General features: G+C 71.9%; 17 protein-coding genes and 1 pseudogene. 13 read left to right on the top strand and 5 right to left on the bottom strand.

Annotated features, from left to right (window positions below; genetic code table 11):
* The first annotated feature begins 676 nt into the window (after positions 1–676).
* Complete coding sequence (locus tag OG780_RS39980) at positions 677–1234, top strand: lamin tail domain-containing protein (RefSeq protein WP_328456642.1); 558 nt, start codon at positions 677–679, stop codon at positions 1232–1234.
* A 180-nt stretch (positions 1235–1414) separates the two neighbouring features.
* On the opposite strand, the gene OG780_RS39985 is transcribed toward OG780_RS39980, so the two are convergent.
* Complete coding sequence (locus OG780_RS39985) at positions 1415–2287, bottom strand: UbiA family prenyltransferase (protein ID WP_328456644.1); 873 nt, start codon at positions 2285–2287, stop codon at positions 1415–1417.
* Positions 2288–2430: 143 nt separating this feature from the next.
* Between OG780_RS39985 and OG780_RS39990 the strand changes: the two genes are divergently transcribed.
* The 6 genes from OG780_RS39990 to OG780_RS40015 all read left to right on the top strand — a co-directional run bounded on the left by OG780_RS39990 (position 2431) and on the right by OG780_RS40015 (position 6959).
* Positions 2431–3489, top strand: a complete 1059-nt coding sequence (locus OG780_RS39990) for a type III polyketide synthase (RefSeq protein WP_328456646.1) — start codon at positions 2431–2433, stop codon at positions 3487–3489.
* A 41-nt stretch (positions 3490–3530) separates the two neighbouring features.
* Complete coding sequence (locus tag OG780_RS39995; RefSeq protein ID WP_328456647.1) at positions 3531–4064, top strand: isoprenylcysteine carboxyl methyltransferase family protein; 534 nt, start codon at positions 3531–3533, stop codon at positions 4062–4064.
* On the top strand, positions 4061–5074 hold the full coding sequence (locus OG780_RS40000) for an NAD(P)/FAD-dependent oxidoreductase (protein WP_328456649.1): 1014 nt from the start codon (positions 4061–4063) through the stop codon (positions 5072–5074). The genes OG780_RS39995 and OG780_RS40000 overlap by 4 nt, the downstream gene beginning before the upstream one ends.
* Positions 5075–5229: 155 nt before the next feature.
* A complete protein-coding gene (locus OG780_RS40005; protein ID WP_328456651.1) occupies positions 5230–5733 on the top strand; it encodes a DUF3618 domain-containing protein in 504 nt (167 codons plus the stop codon).
* Between the two features lie 241 nt (positions 5734–5974).
* On the top strand, positions 5975–6301 hold the full coding sequence (locus OG780_RS40010; protein WP_328456653.1) for a plasmid stabilization protein: 327 nt from the start codon (positions 5975–5977) through the stop codon (positions 6299–6301).
* A gap of 130 nt (positions 6302–6431) precedes the next feature.
* A complete protein-coding gene (locus OG780_RS40015; protein ID WP_328456655.1) occupies positions 6432–6959 on the top strand; it encodes a DUF6328 family protein in 528 nt (175 codons plus the stop codon).
* 365 nt (positions 6960–7324) lie between these two features.
* On the opposite strand, the gene OG780_RS40020 is transcribed toward OG780_RS40015, so the two are convergent.
* Positions 7325–8110 carry an SAM-dependent methyltransferase gene (locus OG780_RS40020; RefSeq protein ID WP_328456656.1) on the bottom strand — a complete coding sequence of 262 codons (786 nt, stop codon included), beginning with the start codon at positions 8108–8110 and terminating at the stop codon, positions 7325–7327.
* 250 nt (positions 8111–8360) lie between these two features.
* On the opposite strand from OG780_RS40020, the gene OG780_RS40025 reads away from it, so the two are divergent.
* Both OG780_RS40025 and OG780_RS40030 read left to right on the top strand, forming a co-directional pair.
* Entirely contained in the window at positions 8361–9818 is a 1458-nt protein-coding gene (locus tag OG780_RS40025; protein WP_328456658.1) for an MFS transporter, read from the top strand.
* Between the two features lie 330 nt (positions 9819–10148).
* On the top strand, positions 10149–11090 hold the full coding sequence (locus tag OG780_RS40030; protein ID WP_328456660.1) for a L,D-transpeptidase: 942 nt from the start codon (positions 10149–10151) through the stop codon (positions 11088–11090).
* 30 nt (positions 11091–11120) lie between these two features.
* On the opposite strand, the gene OG780_RS40035 is transcribed toward OG780_RS40030, so the two are convergent.
* Both OG780_RS40035 and OG780_RS40040 read right to left on the bottom strand, forming a co-directional pair.
* Complete coding sequence (locus tag OG780_RS40035; RefSeq protein WP_328456662.1) at positions 11121–12002, bottom strand: diacylglycerol kinase family protein; 882 nt, start codon at positions 12000–12002, stop codon at positions 11121–11123.
* A gap of 176 nt (positions 12003–12178) precedes the next feature.
* Entirely contained in the window at positions 12179–13768 is a 1590-nt protein-coding gene (locus OG780_RS40040; protein ID WP_328456664.1) for an FAD-binding oxidoreductase, read from the bottom strand.
* A gap of 72 nt (positions 13769–13840) precedes the next feature.
* Between OG780_RS40040 and OG780_RS40045 the strand changes: the two genes are divergently transcribed.
* The 4 genes and pseudogenes from OG780_RS40045 (at position 13841) to OG780_RS40060 (ending at position 18841) form a co-directional block, all read left to right on the top strand.
* Positions 13841–14440 carry a TetR/AcrR family transcriptional regulator gene (locus OG780_RS40045; RefSeq protein ID WP_326789950.1) on the top strand — a complete coding sequence of 200 codons (600 nt, stop codon included), beginning with the start codon at positions 13841–13843 and terminating at the stop codon, positions 14438–14440.
* Positions 14437–16035, top strand: coding sequence for a glycerol-3-phosphate dehydrogenase/oxidase (locus OG780_RS40050; RefSeq protein WP_328456667.1), 1599 nt, complete (start codon positions 14437–14439; stop codon positions 16033–16035). The genes OG780_RS40045 and OG780_RS40050 overlap by 4 nt, the downstream gene beginning before the upstream one ends.
* A 444-nt stretch (positions 16036–16479) precedes the next feature.
* Positions 16480–18203 (top strand): annotated as a pseudogene (locus OG780_RS40055) (FAD-binding dehydrogenase).
* A 287-nt stretch (positions 18204–18490) separates the two neighbouring features.
* Positions 18491–18841, top strand: a complete 351-nt coding sequence (locus tag OG780_RS40060; protein WP_328456669.1) for a hypothetical protein — start codon at positions 18491–18493, stop codon at positions 18839–18841.
* Between the two features lie 233 nt (positions 18842–19074).
* On the opposite strand, the gene OG780_RS40065 is transcribed toward OG780_RS40060, so the two are convergent.
* On the bottom strand, positions 19075–19755 hold the full coding sequence (locus tag OG780_RS40065; RefSeq protein WP_328456671.1) for a DUF4328 domain-containing protein: 681 nt from the start codon (positions 19753–19755) through the stop codon (positions 19075–19077).
* Positions 19756–19981 lie beyond the last annotated feature (226 nt).

The raw sequence follows: 19981 nt of genomic DNA on the forward strand, positions 1-19981 counted from the left end.
CCGGCGCCGATGCTCCGACGGCCCGAGTGGCGCCGTCCTCCCTCGTCGGCGACCCACCACCTCGCGCGGGTCGTGCCGAAGCGCCCGAGGCCTTCCGGCCCGGGACCGGGCCGAGTCCGTCGGCGAGGGTCCTGCCGATGACGCTTGTCGCGGCGCAGACTCCCCCGGATGCCCCCCGTTGCTTCCGCGACTTGTGGTCCGGCCGCGTCGATGATGTGTCTGCCTTCCGGGTTCTGTTTTTTCCGGGCCGTGTTTTTCGAGGCCCTGTTTTCGAGGTCCCGTCTTCCGGGTCGTCTCGTCGAGCCTGATCCCCGGACCGTCACGCGATCCGACCGGAGCGGAACGGTGTTACTCACTTTCGGGTGACGGCTCGGTGGGCTGGGGTGACGTCGAGGATGCCCGACTATCGCCTGGAAGCTGTAGGAGTACGGGAGTTGGCGATGACGAGCCGTCAATCGTCGGCTTTCAGCAGTTAAAGGGCTGATACAAGCATCTGTAACCGACATGTCCGTAATTCGTAACAGGGGTCGGGTGTTGCCCGTCCTGGGCGGGGATGTGCAGCAAGTTATGAGTCCTCGGCCACCGGGCCGGGACTCGCACAGGGTCGCACCGTGCGGGTTCCCCGAGAGGGGCGCCCGCACGGGGTGTGCCGGCTCTCGAACCTTGAGGAGCATTCATGTCCGTTTCCACGTCTGTCACTGCCCGTCGCATGGTGGCCGCCGCCCTGGCGGCCGGCGCGCTGGTCGGCTCGGCGTCCGTGTCGGCCTCGGCCGCGGATCCGCGCTTCGACCGTTCGCACGTCGCCATCAGCAGGGTCCAGAGCGACGCGCCGGGCTTTGACGACCGCTCCGCGCGTTCCTTGAACGCGGAGTGGGTGGAAATCACCAACTCCGGTCGCCACGGGGTGAACCTGAACGGGTGGACCCTGAAGGACAAGGACGGCAACCGCTACACCTTCAGGCACTACACCCTGGCCGGCCGTGCCACCGTCCGTGTCCACACCGGCTACGGCCGTGACACCAGCCGTGACCTCTTCCAGGACCGCCGCAACGAGGTCTGGGACAACCGTTCCGACGAAGCCACGCTGCGGAACGACCGCGGCCGCTTCGTCGACAGTGTCTCCTGGGGCCGGCACCACGACCGCAACCACGGCCGTGACGACCACCGTGGCCACGGCCGTGACGACCACCGCGGCCACGGGCACGACGACCACCGTGGTCACGACGGCCGCTGAACGTCCCCTGACGGCACGCCCGTTCAGCACCGGATGATGGAGGATGACCGGCCGACGGCCGGACGCCGCCAGACCCCGTGATCACTCGGCTCGCCGGACGGCTTCGCTGAGGAGGACCCGCACCGCACGGTGCGGGTCCTCCGCGTGTACGGGAACGCGCCCCTGCGGGGCCATGACCGTTCAGCCGGGCCCCATCCCGGTGCCGCCGAGCAACAGGCCCACATCGACCGCCGCCACGACGACCGCCGTCGCGAACGCCAGCCGCTCTCTGCGGCGTCCCAGCACCGTCCCCGTCACCGCCACCAGGAGAACCAGGGCCAGCGCCGTCACCTCGCGCCGGCCGGGCGGCCCTGCGGGCCCCAGCGCCAGCAGCGCGGACGCGATCACCAGCGGTACCGGGAGCAGCAGTCGCGCACGGTCCGGTCCCAGCCGCTGCGGCCACCCCCGTACACCCGCCACCAGATCGCCGCGGATGTCGGGAAGCACATCGCCCAGATGCGCTCCGACCCCCAGGAGCGCTCCGGCGGCCAGGACCCACCAGGCCGGCCACGGACGGCCTGGCAGCCCGAGCGTCACGAAGGCGGGAAGCGCGGCGAACCCCAGCGCGTAGGGCGCCCAGGACCAACAGGTGGCCTTGAGCCGCAGGTTGTACGCCCATGCCGCACCGACCCCGGTCAGGTGGACGGCGCCGGCCGTGAGGCCGCAGAGGAGTGAGAGGGGTACACACAGGGCCAGCGCCGCGTACGCGGCGGCCCACGCCTGCCCCGCTCCGATCGCGCCGTCCACGACGGGCTTGCCACGGCGGCCGGCCGCGATGTCCCGCCGCGCGTCGAACGCGTCGTTGCACCAGCCGACGGACAACTGCCCCGCGAGCACGGCGGCCCAGAGCAGGAAACAAGCCCCGGGACCACGGCCGGTGATCACGGCCAGCGCCGCCGTCAGCGTGGTGACCGCCACGACGGGCCCGGGGTGGCACGCCCGGCCCAGACCGGCCACCAGGCCGCTCCCACGCCTCGCGGTGTCTCCGGCCGTCGTGTGCTCGGGAGTACCCACCCGGCGATGGTAGAAGGCTTCGTCCACGCGGTCCGGGCTCGCCACGGGACGAACGGCCGGACGGGCGATCCCTGGTGCCGATGTGCGGGTCCGGGGAAGGGCTGTGGGGCAAGCCCACCCCAGCCGGTTCGGACGGGAGCCCTATGACGCGGATCGCCGCCGTTCACGGAACCCTCGCGCCGCACCGCTACGACCAGTCCGAGATCACCGACATGGTGGCCCGCAGGTGTCTGCGGGACGGGGCCGACCGCCGCGCGCTCGACCGGCTGCACCGCGCCGCGAAGGTCGGCGGCCGCCACATGACCCTGCCGCTCGAACAGTACGAGGCGCTGGACGGATTCGGCGCCGCGAACAGCGTCTTCGTCCAGGCCGCGACGGACATGGGGGCCAAGGCCGTCCGGGAGGCACTGCGCCTGGCCGGTCTGTCCGCGGCCGATGTGGACCTGCTGGTCTTCACCTCCGTCACGGGGATCGCCGCGCCCTCCGTCGACGCCCGGGTGGCGGGCCGCCTCGGACTGCGGCCGGACGTCAGACGGGTGCCGATGTTCGGCCTGGGCTGCGCCGGGGGTGCCGTGGGCCTCTCCCGGATGCACGACTATCTGCTGGGCCGGCCCGAGGAAGTCGCGGTCCTGCTGTCGGTGGAACTGTGCTCGCTGACCTTCCAGCGCGACGACGCCTCCTTGGCCAACCTGGTCGCCACCGGCCTGTTCGGCGACGGCGCCGCCGCGGTGGTGGCCTGCGGATCCCGTCGTACGGGCGAAGCCGCCGGCCCCACGATCGTGGACACGCGCAGCCGGCTGTATCCCGACACCAGCCGCATCCTCGGCTGGGACATCAAGGACTCGGGCTTCCAGGTCGTTCTGGACCCGGAGATCCCCGAGGTGGTGCGCCGTCACCTCGCCGACGACGTACGGGGGTTCCTGGACGACCACGGTCTGAAGACGAAGGACGTCAGCGCGTGGGTGTGCCATCCCGGCGGGCCCCAGATCCTGGAGGCCGTCGGTGACGCACTCGACCTGCCGGACGGGGCCCTGGACGTGACCTGGCGTCATCTGGCCGACGTGGGCAACCTCTCCTCGTCGTCCGTGCTGCACGTACTGCGCGACACCCTGGCCACCTGCCGGCCGCCCACCGGCACCCCGGGCCTGCTGCTGGCGATGGGGCCGGGCTTCGCCTGTGAACTGGTGCTGTTGCGCTGGTAGGCCACCCGGCGCACGACATGGAACGGTTGGGACACGGACACATGGACTGGTACGCACTGCTGGTGGCCGCCGTCGCCGCCGAACGGGCCGGCGAACTCGTCGTCGCCCGTCGCAACGGGCGCTGGAGCCGTGCGCGCGGCGCGATCGAGGCGGGCCGGGGGCACTACCCGGCGATGGTCGCCCTGCACACCGCCCTGCTGCTCGGCTGCCCGGCCGAGGTGTGGCTGGCCGGCCGGCCCTTCGTCCCGGCACTCGGCTGGTCCATGCTGGCCGTGCTCGCGGGCGCCCAGGCCCTGCGCTGGTGGTGCATCGTCACCCTGGGGTCCCGGTGGAACACCCGGGTGATCGTCGTGCCCGGCCTGCCGCTGGTGGCTCGCGGCCCGTACAGGGTGCTGCGGCATCCGAACTACGTGGCGGTCGTCGCGGAGGGTGTGGCCCTGCCCCTGGTGCACACCGCCTGGGTCACGGCGGTCGTCTTCACGCTGGTGAACGCCGCCGTGCTCACGGTACGCATCCGGTGCGAGAACCGGGCACTGGCCGGCGTGGCCACCTCGTTCGGGTCCGTTCCGGCGTGATCGACGTCCTGGTGGCCGGTGGCGGCCCGGCCGGTCTGGCTGCCGCGATCCACAGCGCGCTGGCGGGCCTGGAGGCGGTCGTCGTCGAGCCGCGGACCGCGCCCGTCGACAAGGCCTGCGGAGAAGGCGTCATGCCCAGCGGCGTCGCCGGGCTGCGGGCGCTGGGCGTCGAACCCGTGGGGAAGGAACTGCGCGGAATCCGATACGTGGACGGCACCGCCCGCGCCGAGGCGTCCTTCCGCGGCTCCCGCGGCCTGGGCATCCGCCGTACCGAGCTGCACCGCGCGCTGCACGAGCGCGCGCTCGGCCTCGGTGTGCGGATCGTGCCGGGCAGGGCGGGGGAGGTGCGCCAGACCGCGGACACGGTCACCGCCGCGGGACTCACGGCGCGCTGGCTGATCGCCGCCGACGGCCTGCACTCCGCCGTCCGCCGCGGCCTCGGACTGGAACTGCCCGGCGGCGCGCACCGGCGCTACGGACTGCGCCGGCACTACCGTGTCGAGCCCTGGACGGACTTCGTCGAGGTCCACTGGTCCGGCCAGGGCGAGGCCTACGTGACACCGGTCGCCGACGACCTGGTCGGTGTCGCGGTCCTCAGCCGCGTGCGGGGCGGATACGACGAGCACCTGGTCGGCTTCCCGGACCTCACCGCGTCGCTGCGCGGGGCCGGGGCCACGGACGTGCGAGGCGCCGGGCCGCTGCTCCAGCGGACACGCCGCAGGGTCGCCGGACGTGTCCTGCTCGTCGGCGACGCGGCGGGCTACGTCGACGCCCTCACCGGCGAGGGGATCGCCCTCGGCCTGGCGACGGCCGGTGCCGCCGTCCACTGCCTCGTCTCGGGGAGGGCACGGGAGTACGAGCGGGCGTGGGCCCTGCTGACCAGGCGGCACCGGTTGCTGACCGGCGCCCTCCTGGCCGCGAGCCGCCGCCCCGGCACCGCCCGCATGGTCGTCCCGGCGGCGGCCCGGCTGCCTCCGGTGTTCACCGCCGCTGTCCGCGCCCTCCAGTAGCGCGGCGGAAACCTCACCGACGGGGAACGGCGAGAACCGCCCTGGACCGCCTGGTTCGGGGTACCCGGGTCCTGAGCGACGGCCGGAGCACGCTGGGTCCCGACAATTCAGGCCCTCGTGGCCACCGTGATCGCGATCAAGAGGAGTGCCCACCGATGAGTGAACCGTCCGACGACAAGCACACCCCGACGACACCCGGCGAGATGCGTGAGCAGGTCGAGCGGACCCGCGCCGAGCTGGGAGAGACGGTCCAGGCACTGGCCGACAAGGCCGATGCCAAGGCCCGTGCCAAGGACAAGGGAGCCGAGGTCAAGGAGAAGACCGTGGAGATGGCCGAGCAGGCCAAGGAGAAGACCGCTGAGGTCGCCGAGCAGGCCCTGGCCAAGGCGGGCGAGCTGAGGACCAGGGCGGCCAGGGCCGCGCACACGGTGCAGGACAAGGTGCCCGACCCGGTCAGGGACCGGGCGGCCCAGGCCGCGGACCAGGTGCGGGACAAGGCCGCGCAGGCCGGCGGCGTGTGGCAGGAGAAGGCACCGGAGCCCCTGCGGCAGCAGGCGGCCCAGGGGGCGCGGCTGGCGCGCGAGAACCGCACGCTGGTTCTGGCCGCGGCGGGCGCCGCCGTCCTCCTGTGGCTGGTGCTCCGCCACCGGAAGGGATGAACGGGCGGCCGCGCGGAGCGGCGTCGGGCTGATCCGCCGCGACGCGCGGTGCTCCTGTCCGCCGGTGTCCACTGCCGCAGGGAAGTCCCCGGCCGTCCCGGTGCGGGGACTTCCGCCGTTCCTGGGCCGTAGGGACGCAATTCCGGGCGACCCGTGAGGCCGCGGACCATCGGGGGTACTCGATGTCCACGTACGGGCCACATCCAGCACGTACGGGCCGCATCCAGGAGGAGGGCGCACCATGCCGGCGGGATCGAACAGGAAGCGCGAGCGGCAGTACGAACACATCAAGCAGAGCGCGCAGGACCGCGGGGAGTCCACGGGCCGCGCCAAGGAGATCGCGGCCCGCACGGTGAACAAGGAGCGGGCCAGGGCCGGCGAGTCCGAGACGGCGAGCAAGGCGTCTTTGCGCGACCCGAAGTCGGCGTCGCAGCGGGGTGGCGAGCGTTCGCACTCGGGGGCGCAGGGCCCCACCAAGGACCAGTTGTACGAAGAGGCCAAGAAGCGCGACATCCAGGGACGCTCGTCCATGAGCAAGCAGCAGCTGAAGAACGCGCTGGGTCGCTGAGCGACGTACCGCGGCGCCGAGCGGGAGACCGGCCGCCGGCCGGGAGGCCGCGTCACACGCCGCGTCACACGAGCGAGCCGCGACACGAGGGGCGGCTCAGCGGGTGGTGCCACCAGGAGAGGGACTGCCGATGCAGGGCGACGCACGGACCGACGGACGCGATGAATCGCCCGAGGAGCGGGCCGACCGCAAGTGGGCCGACCTGCTCCAGGAGATCCGCGTGGCCCAGACCGGCGTGCAGATCCTGTTCGGCTTCCTGCTGACCGTGGTGTTCCAGCCGTCCTACCGGCGGCTGTCCGAGGCGGACCGGACCCTGTACATGGTCACGATCGTCCTCGGTGCCGCGGCCATCGGCGCGCTGGTCGCCCCCGTGGCGTTCCACCGCATCGTGACGGGCCGCTTCATCAAGCCGGAGGCTGTCGTATGGGCGTCCAGGCTGACTCTGCTCGGCCTGCTGCTCCTGCTGCTCACCATGATCTCCTCCCTCCTGCTGGTGCTGCGCACCGCCACCGACGACGACTCGTACGTGCCCTGGATCGTCGCGGGTGTGGCCGGGCTGTACATCCTGTGGTGGCTCGTCATCCCGGCGGCTCTTCGCGTGCGCATGGCGGACCGCGCGGCCGACCCCCGCGACGAGGACAGCGATGGAACGGACTGAACCGGACGCCCGGCACATGCCCCGGGTGGGACGGCCTCCGGCCGTCCCACCCGGCGGCCGCCCGGTCGCGCAATGTCCGTGAGCGCGTGGGGCGTCTCGCTGTCAGCGGTTGCGGATCGCGCTGGTGGTGAAGAATCCGGTGGCGGCGGCGGCGACAAGAGCACAGACAGACAACAGCATGGTTCGACGCACGGGACGTCCTCTCTGACTGATCGTGAGTTGGCACCGTGCACAACGCCGGTCATGCCATCGGGGGCTCGCCGCCGCCCCATACGCCACCCGCATGGACGCGATGCCGGGCCGCGTCCTGCGGATCACCATCACCGGGGGCGCGGGGCGCGGAACATCCGCCGTACCCGTTCCGCTCAGCGGACGCGTGCCACCGCCGCGTAGATGCCGCTGTCCTCCGGAGCGGGCGCCGCCGACTTGGCCCACTTCGTCGCGGTCACCAGGCCGGGGGAGACGAGGTCGAGGCCGTCGAAGAAGCGCTCCACCTCGGCACGGGTACGGAAGCCGAGCTGGATACCGCCCTTCGCGTACTCGGCGGTGACCTGCGCGGAGAGCTCGGGGAACACGTCGGAGGAGGCGTGCGACAACACGAGGTAACTGCCCGAGGGCAGGGTGTCGACGAGGTTGCGGACGATGGAGTGGGCGTCCTGCTCGTCGGGGATGAAGTGCATGAGCGCGATCAGCGACAGCGCGATCGGACGGCTGAAGTCCAGGACGTGGCGGGCGTGTTGGACGATGTCCTGCGGCCGCCGCACATCGGCCTGGATGTAGTCGGTGACACCCTCGGGCCTGCTGACCAGGAGCGCCTCGGCGTGACGCAGCACGATCGGGTCGTTGTCGGTGTAGACGACCTTCGCCGACGGCGTGATGTCCTGGACGATCTGGTGCAGGTTCGGCTGGGTGGGGATGCCGGTGCCTATGTCCAGGAACTGGTCGACGCCCTGCTCGGCGAGCCAGGCGGACGCCCGCTGCATGAACTCGCGGTTCTGCCGGGCCGCGTCCCTCGCCTCGGGCGGCAGCTTCTCTCCCACCGCCTCGTCGACCGGGTAGTTGTCCTTGCCGCCCAACAGCCAGTCGTAGACCCGCGCGGGATGCGCCTTACTGGTGTCGAGCGGCGGAAACGACTGTCGGTCGATCGTCATGCTAGCTCCCATCGCACCACGGAAACGCGGGCAGACCAAGTGTTCGATCATCCTACTCGGAGCGGTCATGTGGTCGGCACGGCAAGGGAGTTGAGCGGACCAGGAGCCGCCCACGAGGAACGGGACGGGACGGGCACCCCCGCCGGGGGTCGCGGAGCCGCGCGGCCGACCGGGCAGGGCTCCGGTTGCGGGGCTCCGCGGGCGCCCGCAGGCTGGCGGGAGGAGTGACCCGTGGCAGGGGATGGTCGTCGTGAGCGGATCCGCAGGCCGGACGACGGGACTGTTCTCACGCCGGGACCGCGCCGTCATCGCGGCCGCCTCGATCGCGATGCTGCTGGTGGAGCTGGACTGGTTCGCGCTGAACCTGATGCTGCCCGTGATCGCCCGGGACTTCGGGACACCGGCCACGAACCTTCAGTGGCTCGTGAGCGGCTACATGCTGACACTCGGGGCACTGATGATCGTCGGCGGGCGGGCAGCCGACCTGTACGGCCGCAGACGGATCATCGTCGTCGGGCTGACCGGCTTCGCCGTGATGTCGGTGGTGTGCAGCGCCGCGCAGAACGCGGTGTGGCTGACCGCGGGACGCGTGGTCCAGGGGATGGCGGCGGCCCTGGTCCTGCCCATCGCGGTGGCGGTGGTGACCGCGCACTTTCGTGACGGTCGTCAGGGCCGGGCCGTCGGGACGGTTCTCGCCTTCAGCGCCGTCGGTACCGCGCTGGGGCCCTTCGTCGGCGGCACCTTCGCCGAGCTCGTCAGCTGGCGTGCGGTCTTCCTGCTGAACGTTCCGTTCTGCGCGCTGGCTGTGCTGCTGATGCTGCGGTACGTGACGGAGTCGCGGGACGAGGGGGCCACACGGGGGATGGACCTGCCGGGCGCCATCACGCTGGCCGGCGGTCTGACAGCCGTCATGATCGCCGTCGACCAGGGATCGAACTGGGGCTGGGGCTCGGCGGCCACCCTGGCGTGCTTCGCCGTGGGCGCGTCGATGCTGGCCCTGTTCGTGGCGGTCGAGCGGCGGGCGGCGGAACCGCTGATCGACCTGACCCTGCTGCGCAACAGGCCGTTCGTGACCGTGACGGCGGCCGGGACGGTGTCGAACATCGTGTACTGCCTCGTCGCGGTGCTGGCGGCGCTGTATCTGGAGCAGGCGCGGGGGCTGTCACCGCTGGAGTCGGGAGTGGTCTTCCTGGCGCTGTCGGCGGGAGTCGGCGCGGCGAGCTACTGGTCGGGCCATCTGGCGCACCGGTGGCGGGCGGAGGTGCTGATGGCGGTGGGGCTGTTGCTGAGCGGGGTGGCGCTCGCCGCGCTGACCTGGGCGCATCCCCTGCCGCTCTACGCCGCGGTGTTCGCGGTGGTCGGAGCGGGCGTCGGGCTCGGCTGGGCGCTCACCAACGCGGCCACCCAGTCGTACGTGTCCGCCGGGCGGCTCGCGGCCGCGTCGGGCCTGGTGCTCACCTCCCTGGTGCTGTGGGGCGCGGTGGCCGTGACGGTGGCCGCGACCGTGCTGGAGGAGATCAGCGGGTCCGCCGGCGGAGCGGCGTCCGACGGCTCGGCGATCAACGGGGTGCTGCGGGTGGTCGCCGTGCTCGCCGTGGCCGGTGCCGGAGTGCTGGTACCGCTCGTCCGCTCCGGCGCGGGGACGTCCACGGGACAGCCCGCGACGGCGCCCCAAGAGGTCGACGCGGCCCGGCGAACGCGCTCCTAGAACCCCGGCCGGCACAAGGAACTGCCCAGGGTCGAGGCCGACGGCGCGGTGCGGTTCCTTTCGCGGCATCCGGGCCGCGCCAGCGCCGGCGCACAGGCGTGAGCCGGCCTGAAGCGGGTACCGGTGACCGGCGGTCCGGCACAGGTAGCCGTCACGCGTTCCGCCCGATCCGCGGGGGCGCGAGCCTCCCGAGTCGGGTTTTGAACCGCGCTTTACACACGTACTGCAACCGCGGGCCGGTGCCCGCAGTCCAAATGAACAGTGAGGCAGGCACGATTGTGAGCCGGGGTAAAAGTGAAGCGACGTAGCGGGATATCGACGGCACTCGTCATGGTTGCGGTGCTGGCGGGGGCCAGTGCCTGTGGCGGGGGTACGCCGAAGGCGAGTTCAGACGACGGAAAGGCGGGGTCGAAGAAGCCGACAGCCAGTGCGAAGCCGTCTCCATCGAAGCCGGCCGGGCCACCGATGCTGTTGGAGACGATCACGCCGCAGACCGGTGCCACGGTCGGCGTCGCGATGCCGATCTCGGTGATCTTCACGAACCCGGTGGGTCAAAAGGCCCGGGCCGGTGTGGAGAAGCACATGAAGGTCACCAGCTCCCAGCCGATGACGGGCGCCTGGCACTGGTTCGGGGACCGGCGCGCCGACTGGCGGCCCAAGTCGTACTGGGCGAGCGGTACGAAGGTGAAGATCACCGCGGACCTGAAGGGTGTCGCCAACGGCAACGGCCGCTACGGCACGCGTTCCTACGTCCACGACTTCACCGTCGGCGACGACGTCCGCGCGGATGTGTCCGTCACCGGCCACACCATGAAGGTCACCAAGAACGGCGCGCCGGTACGGACCCTGTCCATCAACGCGGGCAGCGCCGAATACCCCACGTGGAACGGCGTGATGGCGGTGATCGACAAGCAGGAGAAGGTCCACATGACCTCGTGCAGCGTCGGCATCAGCTGCAACAAGGGTGACGCGAACTACTACGACCTGACCCTTCCCTGGGACATCCACCTGACCCAGTCAGGGACCTACGTCCACTACTCGACCGGCGACCCGAACCCGGGCAGTGGCAGCGCCCGGGGCTCGCACGGCTGTGTCCACCTCTCGATCACCGACGCCAAGTGGTTCTACGGCCAGGTCAAGCAGGGCGACCCGGTCTCCGTCACCGGCTCCCCGCGCGCGAAGGCCTCGGCCGACAACGGCTACGCCTCGTTCAACCTGAGCTGGGACCAGTGGCTGGCGGGCAGCGCGAGCGGAGAGACCGCCGCGGGGTGACCTGCGGTGGCGCACCGGGGGCCGGGGTGATCAGAAGAGCATGGCCAGATCGCCCGGCCGCACCCGGGCAGTGACGGGGAGGGCGGCCTCGACCTCCCCGTCGGCGCCGTAGGGGACGGGCCGGTCGGCCTCGATGCGGATCTCCCGGCCCCGCAGGATCACCACTTCCGGCCGCGCGGTGTGCGCGCCGGTCTTGAGCTCGTTCATGAGGGTGAAGAACAGCCGGCGCGGGGCCTCGCGGATCATGACGACGTCCAGCAGGCCGTCGTCCGTCAGGGCCGCCGGGGCGATGATGCGCCCGGAGCCGTAGTAGGCGGAGTTCGCGGCCACGACGGTGTAGCCGCGGTGGAGGTGTTCCTCCCCGTCGACGGTGACGCGGTACGACACCGGACGCCAGCCGGTGACCGCGCGCAGGCCGCCCGCGTAGTACGAGGCGGCCCCGCGCAGCACGCGTGCGTGGTTGGCGTGCTGATTGGCGAGCGCGTCGACGCCCGCGTACACGCTCCCGAGAACCACGGTGCGCGCGTGCACCGCGGATTCCACCTCGATGGTGTCGACGCGCCGGGGCTCGTGGTGCAGCAGGACGCGCGTCAGGTCCGCGGCCGCGGTGGGCAGTCGGAGCGCGCGGGCGAAGTCGTTGCCGCGGCCGGCCGGTATCAGCCCGAGGACGGTGTCGGTCCCGCTCAGGGCGCCGCCGATCCCGCCCGCGATCCCGTCGCCGCCCACGCCGAGGACGACCCGGCCCCGCTCCCCGGCGCGGAGCGCGAGCTCCTGAGCGTGGGCAAGGCTGCGGCTGTACTCGGTCTCCAGACCGGCTCCGGCCTCCCTGAGCAGGCGGGCCACCGGGAGCAGTGCCGCCGCCCCGGTGGAGCCGCCCGCGGTGGGATTGACGACGGCGGTGAACTGTCGCATCGGGTGTGCCTCCGGGCAGTGACGGGTGGGACGGAGCGGGCAGGGGCGGAACCTGTGTACGGCGGCGGTGTCGGGGCCGGGTCCGGCGGTACGGCTGTACGCGGCGGGGTTCGGGCCGCCGGAGCCCGATGACGTGGCAGTGGCCCCGGGCCGCCACCACGTCATCGGGGGCGGTGTCAGTCGACGGGCAGCAGGATCCCGGGATTGAGGAGGCCGTCGGGGTCCAGCCGCCGCTTGACGGCCCGCAGGGCCTCGACACCCAGCGGCCCCGCTTCCCGGAGGTACCAGTCACGGTGGTCCGTTCCCACCCCGTGGTGGTGGCTGATGGTTCCGCCCGCGCTCAGCACGGCCTCGTTGGCGGCCTCCTTGGCCGGCACCCAGTGGGCCACGGCGTCCTCGCCCTGCGCGGAGACGACCGTGAAGTAGAGCGAGGCACCGTTCTCGTAGACGTGCGAGATGTGGCACATGACCAGGGGCGGGGTTCCCGCGGCGGTGAGCGTCTCGGTCAGGGCGGCGCGCACGGCGGCGTAGAGCTCGGGAACGCGGGACCAGAAGGCCGCGGTCTCCAGGGTCTCGGCGAAGGCCCCGGCGTCGAGCAGCGCGTCGCGCAGATAGGGCGCCGAGTAGCGGCCGTGCGCCCAGCGCTCGCCGGGTTCGGCGCCCAGGTAGGTGCCTCCGGCCGCGCGCAGGACCGCCGCGGCTTCCTCGCGGCGGCGCGCGGTCTCCTCCTCGGTCCCCTCGTACCCGGCGATGGCCGTGCAGCCGGCGGCCGCGGGGGCCTCGGCCGAGCCGATGGCGTCGGGCTGGGCGAGTCCGACGAAGGTCTCGGTCTCGTCGGACAGCCGCAGTACCGTGGGGCGCGGTCCGTCCTGGGCGAGCCGGCGCAGCGCGGTGGCTCCCTCCTCGAACGAGGCGAACCGCCATCCCTCGTACACACGCGTCCGCGGCAGCGGCCTGATCCGTACGGTGACGGAGGTGATGACCCCGAAGGCGCCCTCGGAGCCGAGGATCAGCTGCCGCAGGTCGGGGCCGGCCGCCGACCGGGGGGCGCGGCCCGTGTCCAGGGTGCCTTCAGGGGTCGCGAGGGTGAGTCCGAGGACCATCTCGTCGAAGCGGCCGTATCCGGCGGAGGCCTGGCCGCTGGAACGGGCGGCGGCGAACCCGCCGATGGTCGCCCACTCGTAGGACTGGGGGAAGTGTCCGAGGGTGAAGCCGTATTCGGCCAGGAGCGCCTCCGCGTCGGGAGCGCGCAGGCCCGGCTGGAGCGTCGCCGTCCGGGAGACCGGGTCGATGCCGAGCATGGCGTTCATGCGGCGCAGGTCGAGGGCGACGAAGGCGCTCCGCTCCGGGGCGAGGCCGCCGACGACGGAGGTGCCGCCGCCGAACGGGACGACGGCGAGGCCGTGTTCGGCGCAGACGCGCAGTACGGCGAGAACCTCGTCGTGGGTGGAGGGCAGGACGACGGCCCCGGGGGCGTCCCCCGCGTCGCCCGCTCGGAGCCTCAGCAGATCGGGCGTCGACTTCCCGCGGGTGTGCCTGATCCGGGTCTCCGCGTCGGCGCGCACATGCTCCGCGCCGCCGACGGCGTCCGCCAGCGCGTCCAGGGCCGGGCCCGGCAGGGGCTCGGGAACGGAGATCTCCTCGAGAGCGTGTGCGGCGGTGTCCCGCGGCTTGACGCCCAGCAGGTCCCGCAGCAGTCCGGTCACCGAGTCGGGCAGCGGTGCCGCCTTGGCCGGGTCGCCCCAGCCACTCCACAGCATGTCCATGAACTAGTCCTCATCGGTCGGTCGCGAGGTGCCGTCTCCCGCACAGCAGCACGGGGCGTTACACTGTGACACATGGCGCCTATTCGTCACAAGCACTCGGACGGCGACCCCGTCCTCGACGCCGTACGCGACTGCGTCCTGGCGGTCGGAGTCCGGCGTACCACCCTGACCGACGTGGCCCGCCGCGCCGGTGTCTCGCGCATGACGCTCTACCGGCGCTGGCCCGATGTGCGGTCGCTGGTCGGCGACCTGATGACCCGTGAGTGGATCGACGTGGCGACCCGCGCCATGCCCGAGCCGCACCCGGACAAGGTCACGCGGGCCCAGATCGTGGACGGTCTGGTGGCCGGAGTGGAGGGCTTCCGTGCCCACCCGCTCTTCCGCAAGATCATCGACGTCGACCCCGAACTCCTGCTCCCGTACGTACTGGACCGGCGCGGAGCCAGCCAGGAAGCCCTCCTGGAACTCCTGGCCGACGCCCTGGAGCAGGGGCACGCCGACGGCTCGGTGCGGTTCGCGCCCACGAGAAGACAGGCCCGTGCCGTGCTGCTCGTGGTCCAGTCCTTCACCCTGTCGCTGCGGACCATGACCGACGAGGACGACCCCGAACTGACCAGCACGGCCTTTCTCGACGAGCTGCGCACCCTTCTGGAGAGGACCCTCACGCCATGAGTCCCACAAGCAGTCCGTCCGGCCCGGCGGCCCCGGCGCCCGGATCCTCGCTCTCCGCCGCCCGCCGCCGCCGTGAACTGGCCGAGGCGGTGGGCGGCGACACGGTGGACGTCCTGGTGATCGGACTCGGCGCCACCGGCGCCGGGGTCGCCCTGGACGCGGCCGCGCGCGGTCTCGACGTCGTCGCCGTCGACGCCCACGACCTCGCCTTCGGCACCTCGCGCTGGAGTTCCAAGCTCATCCACGGCGGACTGCGCTACCTGGCTTCCGGACAGCTCGACGTCGCCCACGAGAGCGCGGTCGAACGCGGCGTCCTCATGGAACGCACCGCCCCCCACCTGGTCCGCGCCCAGCCCTTCGTACTGCCCCTGACACCGCTGGTGTCACGCGGCCAGGCCTCCCTGGCCTGGGCCGGGTTCCGCGCCGGGGACACCCTGCGGCTGGCGGCCCGCACCTCCCGCGCCACCCTGCCCGCCCCGCGCCGCCTCTCCGCGGTGGAGGCCCGGCACCTGGCGCCGTCGGTGCGCCCGGCGGGCCTGCGCGGCGGCCTGCTGTCCTGGGACGGCAAAGTGACCGACGACGCCCGGCTCGTGACAGCGCTCGCCCGCACCGCGGCCGCCCGCGGCGCGAAGATCCTCACCCGGGTCAGGGCCCTGGGGACGGGCGGGACCGTCACCCGGGTCCGTGACGAACTGACCGGCGAACAGGGCGAGATCAGGGCCCGCGCGGTCATCAACGCGTCCGGCGTCTGGGCGGGCGACCTGGTCGAGGGCATCCGTATCCGCCCCTCGCGCGGAACGCATCTGGTGCTGCGCGCCGACCTGTTCGGACCGCTGCCCGCCGGGCTGCACATCCCGATCCCGGGCGAGAGCAACAGGTTCGTCCTCGTCCTGCCGCAGGACGACGGCCGCGTGTACGTGGGCCTGACCGACGAACCCGTCGACGGGGACCTCCCGGACGTGCCCCAGGTTCCGGAGTCGGACATCGGCTTCCTGCTCGACGTCGTCGGCTCCGCCCTGGACACCCCGGTGAGGCGCCATGACGTCGTCGGCGCGTTCGCGGGGCTGCGCCCCTTGCTCGACACCGCGCCGGGCCGCTCGGGAGAGGCCGCCCGCACCTCCGACATCTCCCGCCGGCACGCCGTCCTCACCTCCGACGACGGGGTGACCACCGTGGTCGGCGGCAAACTCACCACCTACCGGCGCATGGCCCAGGACGCCGTCGACGCGGCGGTCGAGGCCCGGGGTCTGCGTGCCGGCCCCTCGACGACCGCCTCCCTGCCGCTGGTCGGCGCGGCGGCCCCGCACCGGCTCGGCTCCCTGGCCGCCCCCGGCCACCTGATCCGTCGCTACGGCGCCGAAGCCCCCGCCGTCGACGCCCTCGCCACCCGCGATCCCCGGCTGGGCGAGCCCGTGGTGCCAGGACATCCCGTCACGCGGGCCGCGCTGCTGTGGGCCGTGCTGCACGAGGGCGCCCTCGACGAGTCCGACCTCCTGGACCGGCGCACCCGCATCGGCCTGGTACCCGAGGACCGGTCCGCGGCCCTGGCCGCGGCGCGTGAAACGCTCGACGCGGCTGCGGAGCACTCCGTCTGACGTCTCGTCAGAACGGCTCGCACGGACGGCGGAGCCGGCATGTGGCCCGCCGTTTCGTGTGCCCGCCGTTCCGCGTGCCCGCGTGGGCCGCGTATGGCCGGGTGTCCCTCCGCGATGCGCCCCGACGCCTGCGTGCCGGGCCGGTCACGGCATGTCCCAACTCTGGCCCAACTCCCTTTATTTCAAGGTCTGTTGTAACGCGAACCTCATGAGCTACCGTCGGTAACACCTGCCAGTCAACCCATCGGTAGCACCTGCCGGTCGGCCCATCGGTGACGCCTTTACGCCTCGGCACCTCGCGCACGTATCTCCCGTACCTCCGGCACCTCTTGACGAAAGGCAGCCATGGAGAACTCCAGAGGCAACTCCGCATCGCGTCACGGGAACGACGCGGAGGCGGGAGGGGGCATCACGCGCCGCCGCGCCCTCACCGTCACCGGAGGGATGATCGCCGGAGCCGCGCTCGCCGCCCAGGCCTTCCCCGCCTTCGGCGCCGAGTTGCAGGACGCGGACGCGATCGTGGTCGGCCACGGGCTCGCCGGGCTGGTCGCGACCGCGGAACTCGCCGCGGCCGGACGGAAGGTGCTCCTCCTCGACCAGGAGCCGGAGGCAGCCTGGGCGGTCAGGCGTTCTGGTCGTTCGGCGGACTGTTCTTCGTCGACTCCGACGAGCAGCGGCTGATGGGTGTCAAGGACTCCCGTGACCTCGCCTGGCAGGACTGGCTCGGCAGCGCGGGCTTCGACCGGGGCGTCGGTGACCCGTCCGGCCAGGACCACTGGGCGTACAAGTGGGCCGAGGCCTATGTGGACTTCGCGTCGGGTGAGAAGCGGTCGTGGCTCTCCGGGCTGGGCGTGCAGTGGTTCCCGGTCGTCGGCTGGGCCGAGCGGGGCGGCGGGCTCGCGGACGGACACGGCAACTCGGTACCGCGCTTCCATGTCACCTGGGGCACCGGTCCCGCGGTGGTCGAGCCGTTCGAGAAGAAGGTCCGCGCCGCGGTGGCGGCGGGCAAGGTCACCTTCAAGTTCCGGCACCGGGTCGACGGGATCGTGACGACCGGCGGGGTCGTCACGGGTGTTCGCGGCGCGGTTCTGGAACCCAGCGGCGTGGCACGCGGGAAGCCCAGTTCCCGCACCGTCGTGGGTGACTTCGAGCTGCGCGCCCCGGTCGTCGTCGTCACCTCCGGGGGCATCGGCGCCAACCACGATCTCGTACGGCAGAACTGGCCGGACCGCCTCGGCGCCCCGCCCAAGTTCATGGTCACCGGTGTGCCCGCGCATGTGGACGGCCGCATGCTGGCGATCACCGAGCAGGCCGGCGGCCGCATCGTGAACCCGGACCGGATGTGGCACTACACCGAGGGGCTGCGCAACTACGACCCGATCTGGCCCGGTCACGGCATCCGCATCCTGCCCGGCCCGTCGTCGATGTGGTTCGACGCACGGGGCCGTCGCTTCGGCAGCCCCGACATCCCCGGCTACGACACCCTCCACACCCTCAAGTCGATCACGGGCTCCGGCTACGACTACTCCTGGTTCGTCACCACGCAGAAGATCCTCGCCAAGGAGTTCGCGCTCTCCGGCTCGGAGCAGAATCCGGACCTCACCAACAAGGACGTGTGGAAACTGCTCTCCCGGATCTGGCAGAGCCCGGAGCCGATCGAGAAGTTCAAGAAGAACGGCGCCGACTTCGTGGTCGCCACCACGCTCGCCGACCTCGTCACCGGAATGAACAAGCTCACCGGCGACAACCTCGTCGACCGTGCCGACCTCCAGCGCCAGATCGAGGCCCGTGACCGCGAGATGGACAACCCCTACACCAAGGACGTCCAGGTGATGGGCATCCGGAACGCGCTCGCCTACGTCGGGGACTCCCTCAGCCGCACGGCGCCCGCCCACAAGATCCTGGACCCCGACGCCGGTCCGCTCATCGCCGTACGCCTCAACATCCTCACGCGCAAGACCCTCGGCGGCCTCCAGACCGACCTCTCGGGCCGCGTCCTGAACGCTTCCGGCAGCCCGGTTCCCGGTCTGTACGCGGCCGGTGAGGTCGCCGGCTTCGGTGGCGGCGGCGTTCACGGCTACCGCTCCCTGGAAGGCACCTTCCTGGGGGGCTGCCTCTTCTCCGGCCGCCAGGCGGGACGCGCGGCGGCGGCCGCCACCGCGACCTGACGACCGACGACGATGCCGGGGAGGGGCAGGCCGCCCCCTCCCCGGTGCCGGCCCCGCACTCGGCACAGCCGTGCGTCGGTCCAGGTCTGGGGGCTGTCCCGTAAATCCCTGGCCGCGTAGGCGTGGGGCCGGCAGGATGACGGACATGACCGCATACCGAAGGGCCGATGCCGCGTAGACGGCCTGGCGCCCTGCGCGCCCAGCACCATGGTCCTCGCGTCTGGGAGGACCCGCCGCCGAGTCGGATCCACGGACTCTCCGCTCCTACCAGCCTGGCAATACATCGAGTGGAGCGTCTCTCGGGCGACTATTACGTCTTCCCCGGCGCTACCGCCCTCGCGCTGCGGCGTTATCAAGCGTTCTTGCAACCGCCGGGGCGGCGGCCCTTGTATCCCCAGGACGCCCACTGCTCGTGCCGCGGCTGTTCCTTCGACGATGTGAGGCATGCCCGCGACGTTCTCGAGGAGGTACTGCAACAGCTGCCTTCCCGGCCCCGCGCCGAGCTGAAGCGCCAAGTGGCCCACCTGGACGCCGTGTACGTCGTGCGCACTCTGCCTGATCCCTTCGCCGATCGTCGCCAGTGGCGTGCCGACCTCTGGTGGCGTCGCCGTCTCACGGTAGGCGGGGAGGCGATGTGAGGTTCGCGGCTCGAACCAGCCATGCGGCTTGATCGCACTCATCATGAGCGGCATGCAGAGTCCGCCGCCGGCCTGCTGTTCGCAAGCTGGATCGCCGGAGCCGTGCACCTTCTCCCGATCAGGAAGACGGAGAGGCAGGACCGTAGCGGCTACAGGCTCTCACCTGCCATCGGCAACCTCCGCGCCCATAGTCCGCATCGAGGGGGCAGGGCGGCTCGGTTGTACGGCAATTATCAGGATTTAGCCAGGCTCGCGGGGTAGACCTCAACAGGCGCGATCACCGTCGGTGCGGCGCGTTCCAGCCTGCGGACGAGCTGCCGGACGACGATGATAGACAGCACTGCGGCGCAGATGTACAGACCGTCGCTGAGCATGATCTGCCGCAGGGCATGACGTGCCTGGCTCGCGCTGACCGCCTTCTTCAGATCGTCGGAGGTGTCGCTGTAGGCATTCGCCGCGACGAGGACGGACAGCCACCATGCCGTGAGCAGGGGGTGCCCTCTACGGCGCTGCGGCTCGGGTCGGCCGGCGGCCCACAGGTCGTTGACGAACATCTTGGGTATGAACAGCTGCGCCACCGGTATCACCCAGCCGAAGATCAGCCACGCTCTGCGCCGACGCTGTCCCTGGCGCCAGAGCACGTCCGCGATGTCGCGCATGTTGGCCAGCCAGATGCTGAACTGGAACAGGGCCATGAGAAGCAGAGCGGTCCGCCAGCCCATCAGGTTTCTGAAGTACGTGTCGGCCCCGACCAACGGGTTGTCGACGTAGGGTCCTCGCGTCAGGGGTCCGGCCAGCAGTTGGTACTTGTGCCACGCCGCCAGCCCGGCCGCGAGGGTCACCAGCGCGAACGCGGCGATGGCGCCGCAGGCGAACCGGGCCTGTCCGCGCGGCACCCTGACCGATCCGGTCACTTCACACCCCCTGGAAGCCGCCCGTTCGGACTTTCCGCAGGTCGGCAGCGGATCTTAACCCCCAGGCAGCCTGATGCCACAGCCCCGGCCCGCAGGCCCGGCAGTCCCGGGTTCGTGGCGTATCAGGCGGTTCAGGAGCCACCGGGGTGCAGGCGGGTGACGGCACCGGGCAGACGCTGGTGAGCGCGGAGCAGTGGGACGGCGGGGTGAAACCCGGCTGTAAGGG

The sequence above is a fragment of the Streptomyces sp. NBC_00386 genome (genome assembly GCF_036063235.1).
Classification (GTDB): domain Bacteria; phylum Actinomycetota; class Actinomycetes; order Streptomycetales; family Streptomycetaceae; genus Streptomyces.

Excerpts from the sequence above, each read along its gene's own strand:
- OG780_RS39980 (WP_328456642.1), top strand. The coding sequence starts at position 677 with ATGTCCGTTTCCACGTCTGTCACTGCCCGTCGCATGGTGGCCGCCGCC.
- OG780_RS39990 (WP_328456646.1), top strand. The coding sequence starts at position 2,431 with ATGACGCGGATCGCCGCCGTTCACGGAACCCTCGCGCCGCACCGCTAC.
- OG780_RS39995 (WP_328456647.1), top strand. The coding sequence starts at position 3,531 with ATGGACTGGTACGCACTGCTGGTGGCCGCCGTCGCCGCCGAACGGGCC.
- OG780_RS40005 (WP_328456651.1), top strand. The coding sequence starts at position 5,230 with ATGAGTGAACCGTCCGACGACAAGCACACCCCGACGACACCCGGCGAG.
- OG780_RS40010 (WP_328456653.1), top strand. The coding sequence starts at position 5,975 with ATGCCGGCGGGATCGAACAGGAAGCGCGAGCGGCAGTACGAACACATC.
- OG780_RS40015 (WP_328456655.1), top strand. The coding sequence starts at position 6,432 with ATGCAGGGCGACGCACGGACCGACGGACGCGATGAATCGCCCGAGGAG.
- OG780_RS40020 (WP_328456656.1), bottom strand. The coding sequence starts at position 8,110 with ATGACGATCGACCGACAGTCGTTTCCGCCGCTCGACACCAGTAAGGCG.
- OG780_RS40030 (WP_328456660.1), top strand. The coding sequence starts at position 10,149 with ATGGTTGCGGTGCTGGCGGGGGCCAGTGCCTGTGGCGGGGGTACGCCG.
- OG780_RS40035 (WP_328456662.1), bottom strand. The coding sequence starts at position 12,002 with ATGCGACAGTTCACCGCCGTCGTCAATCCCACCGCGGGCGGCTCCACC.
- OG780_RS40040 (WP_328456664.1), bottom strand. The coding sequence starts at position 13,768 with ATGGACATGCTGTGGAGTGGCTGGGGCGACCCGGCCAAGGCGGCACCG.
- OG780_RS40045 (WP_326789950.1), top strand. The coding sequence starts at position 13,841 with ATGGCGCCTATTCGTCACAAGCACTCGGACGGCGACCCCGTCCTCGAC.
- OG780_RS40050 (WP_328456667.1), top strand. The coding sequence starts at position 14,437 with ATGAGTCCCACAAGCAGTCCGTCCGGCCCGGCGGCCCCGGCGCCCGGA.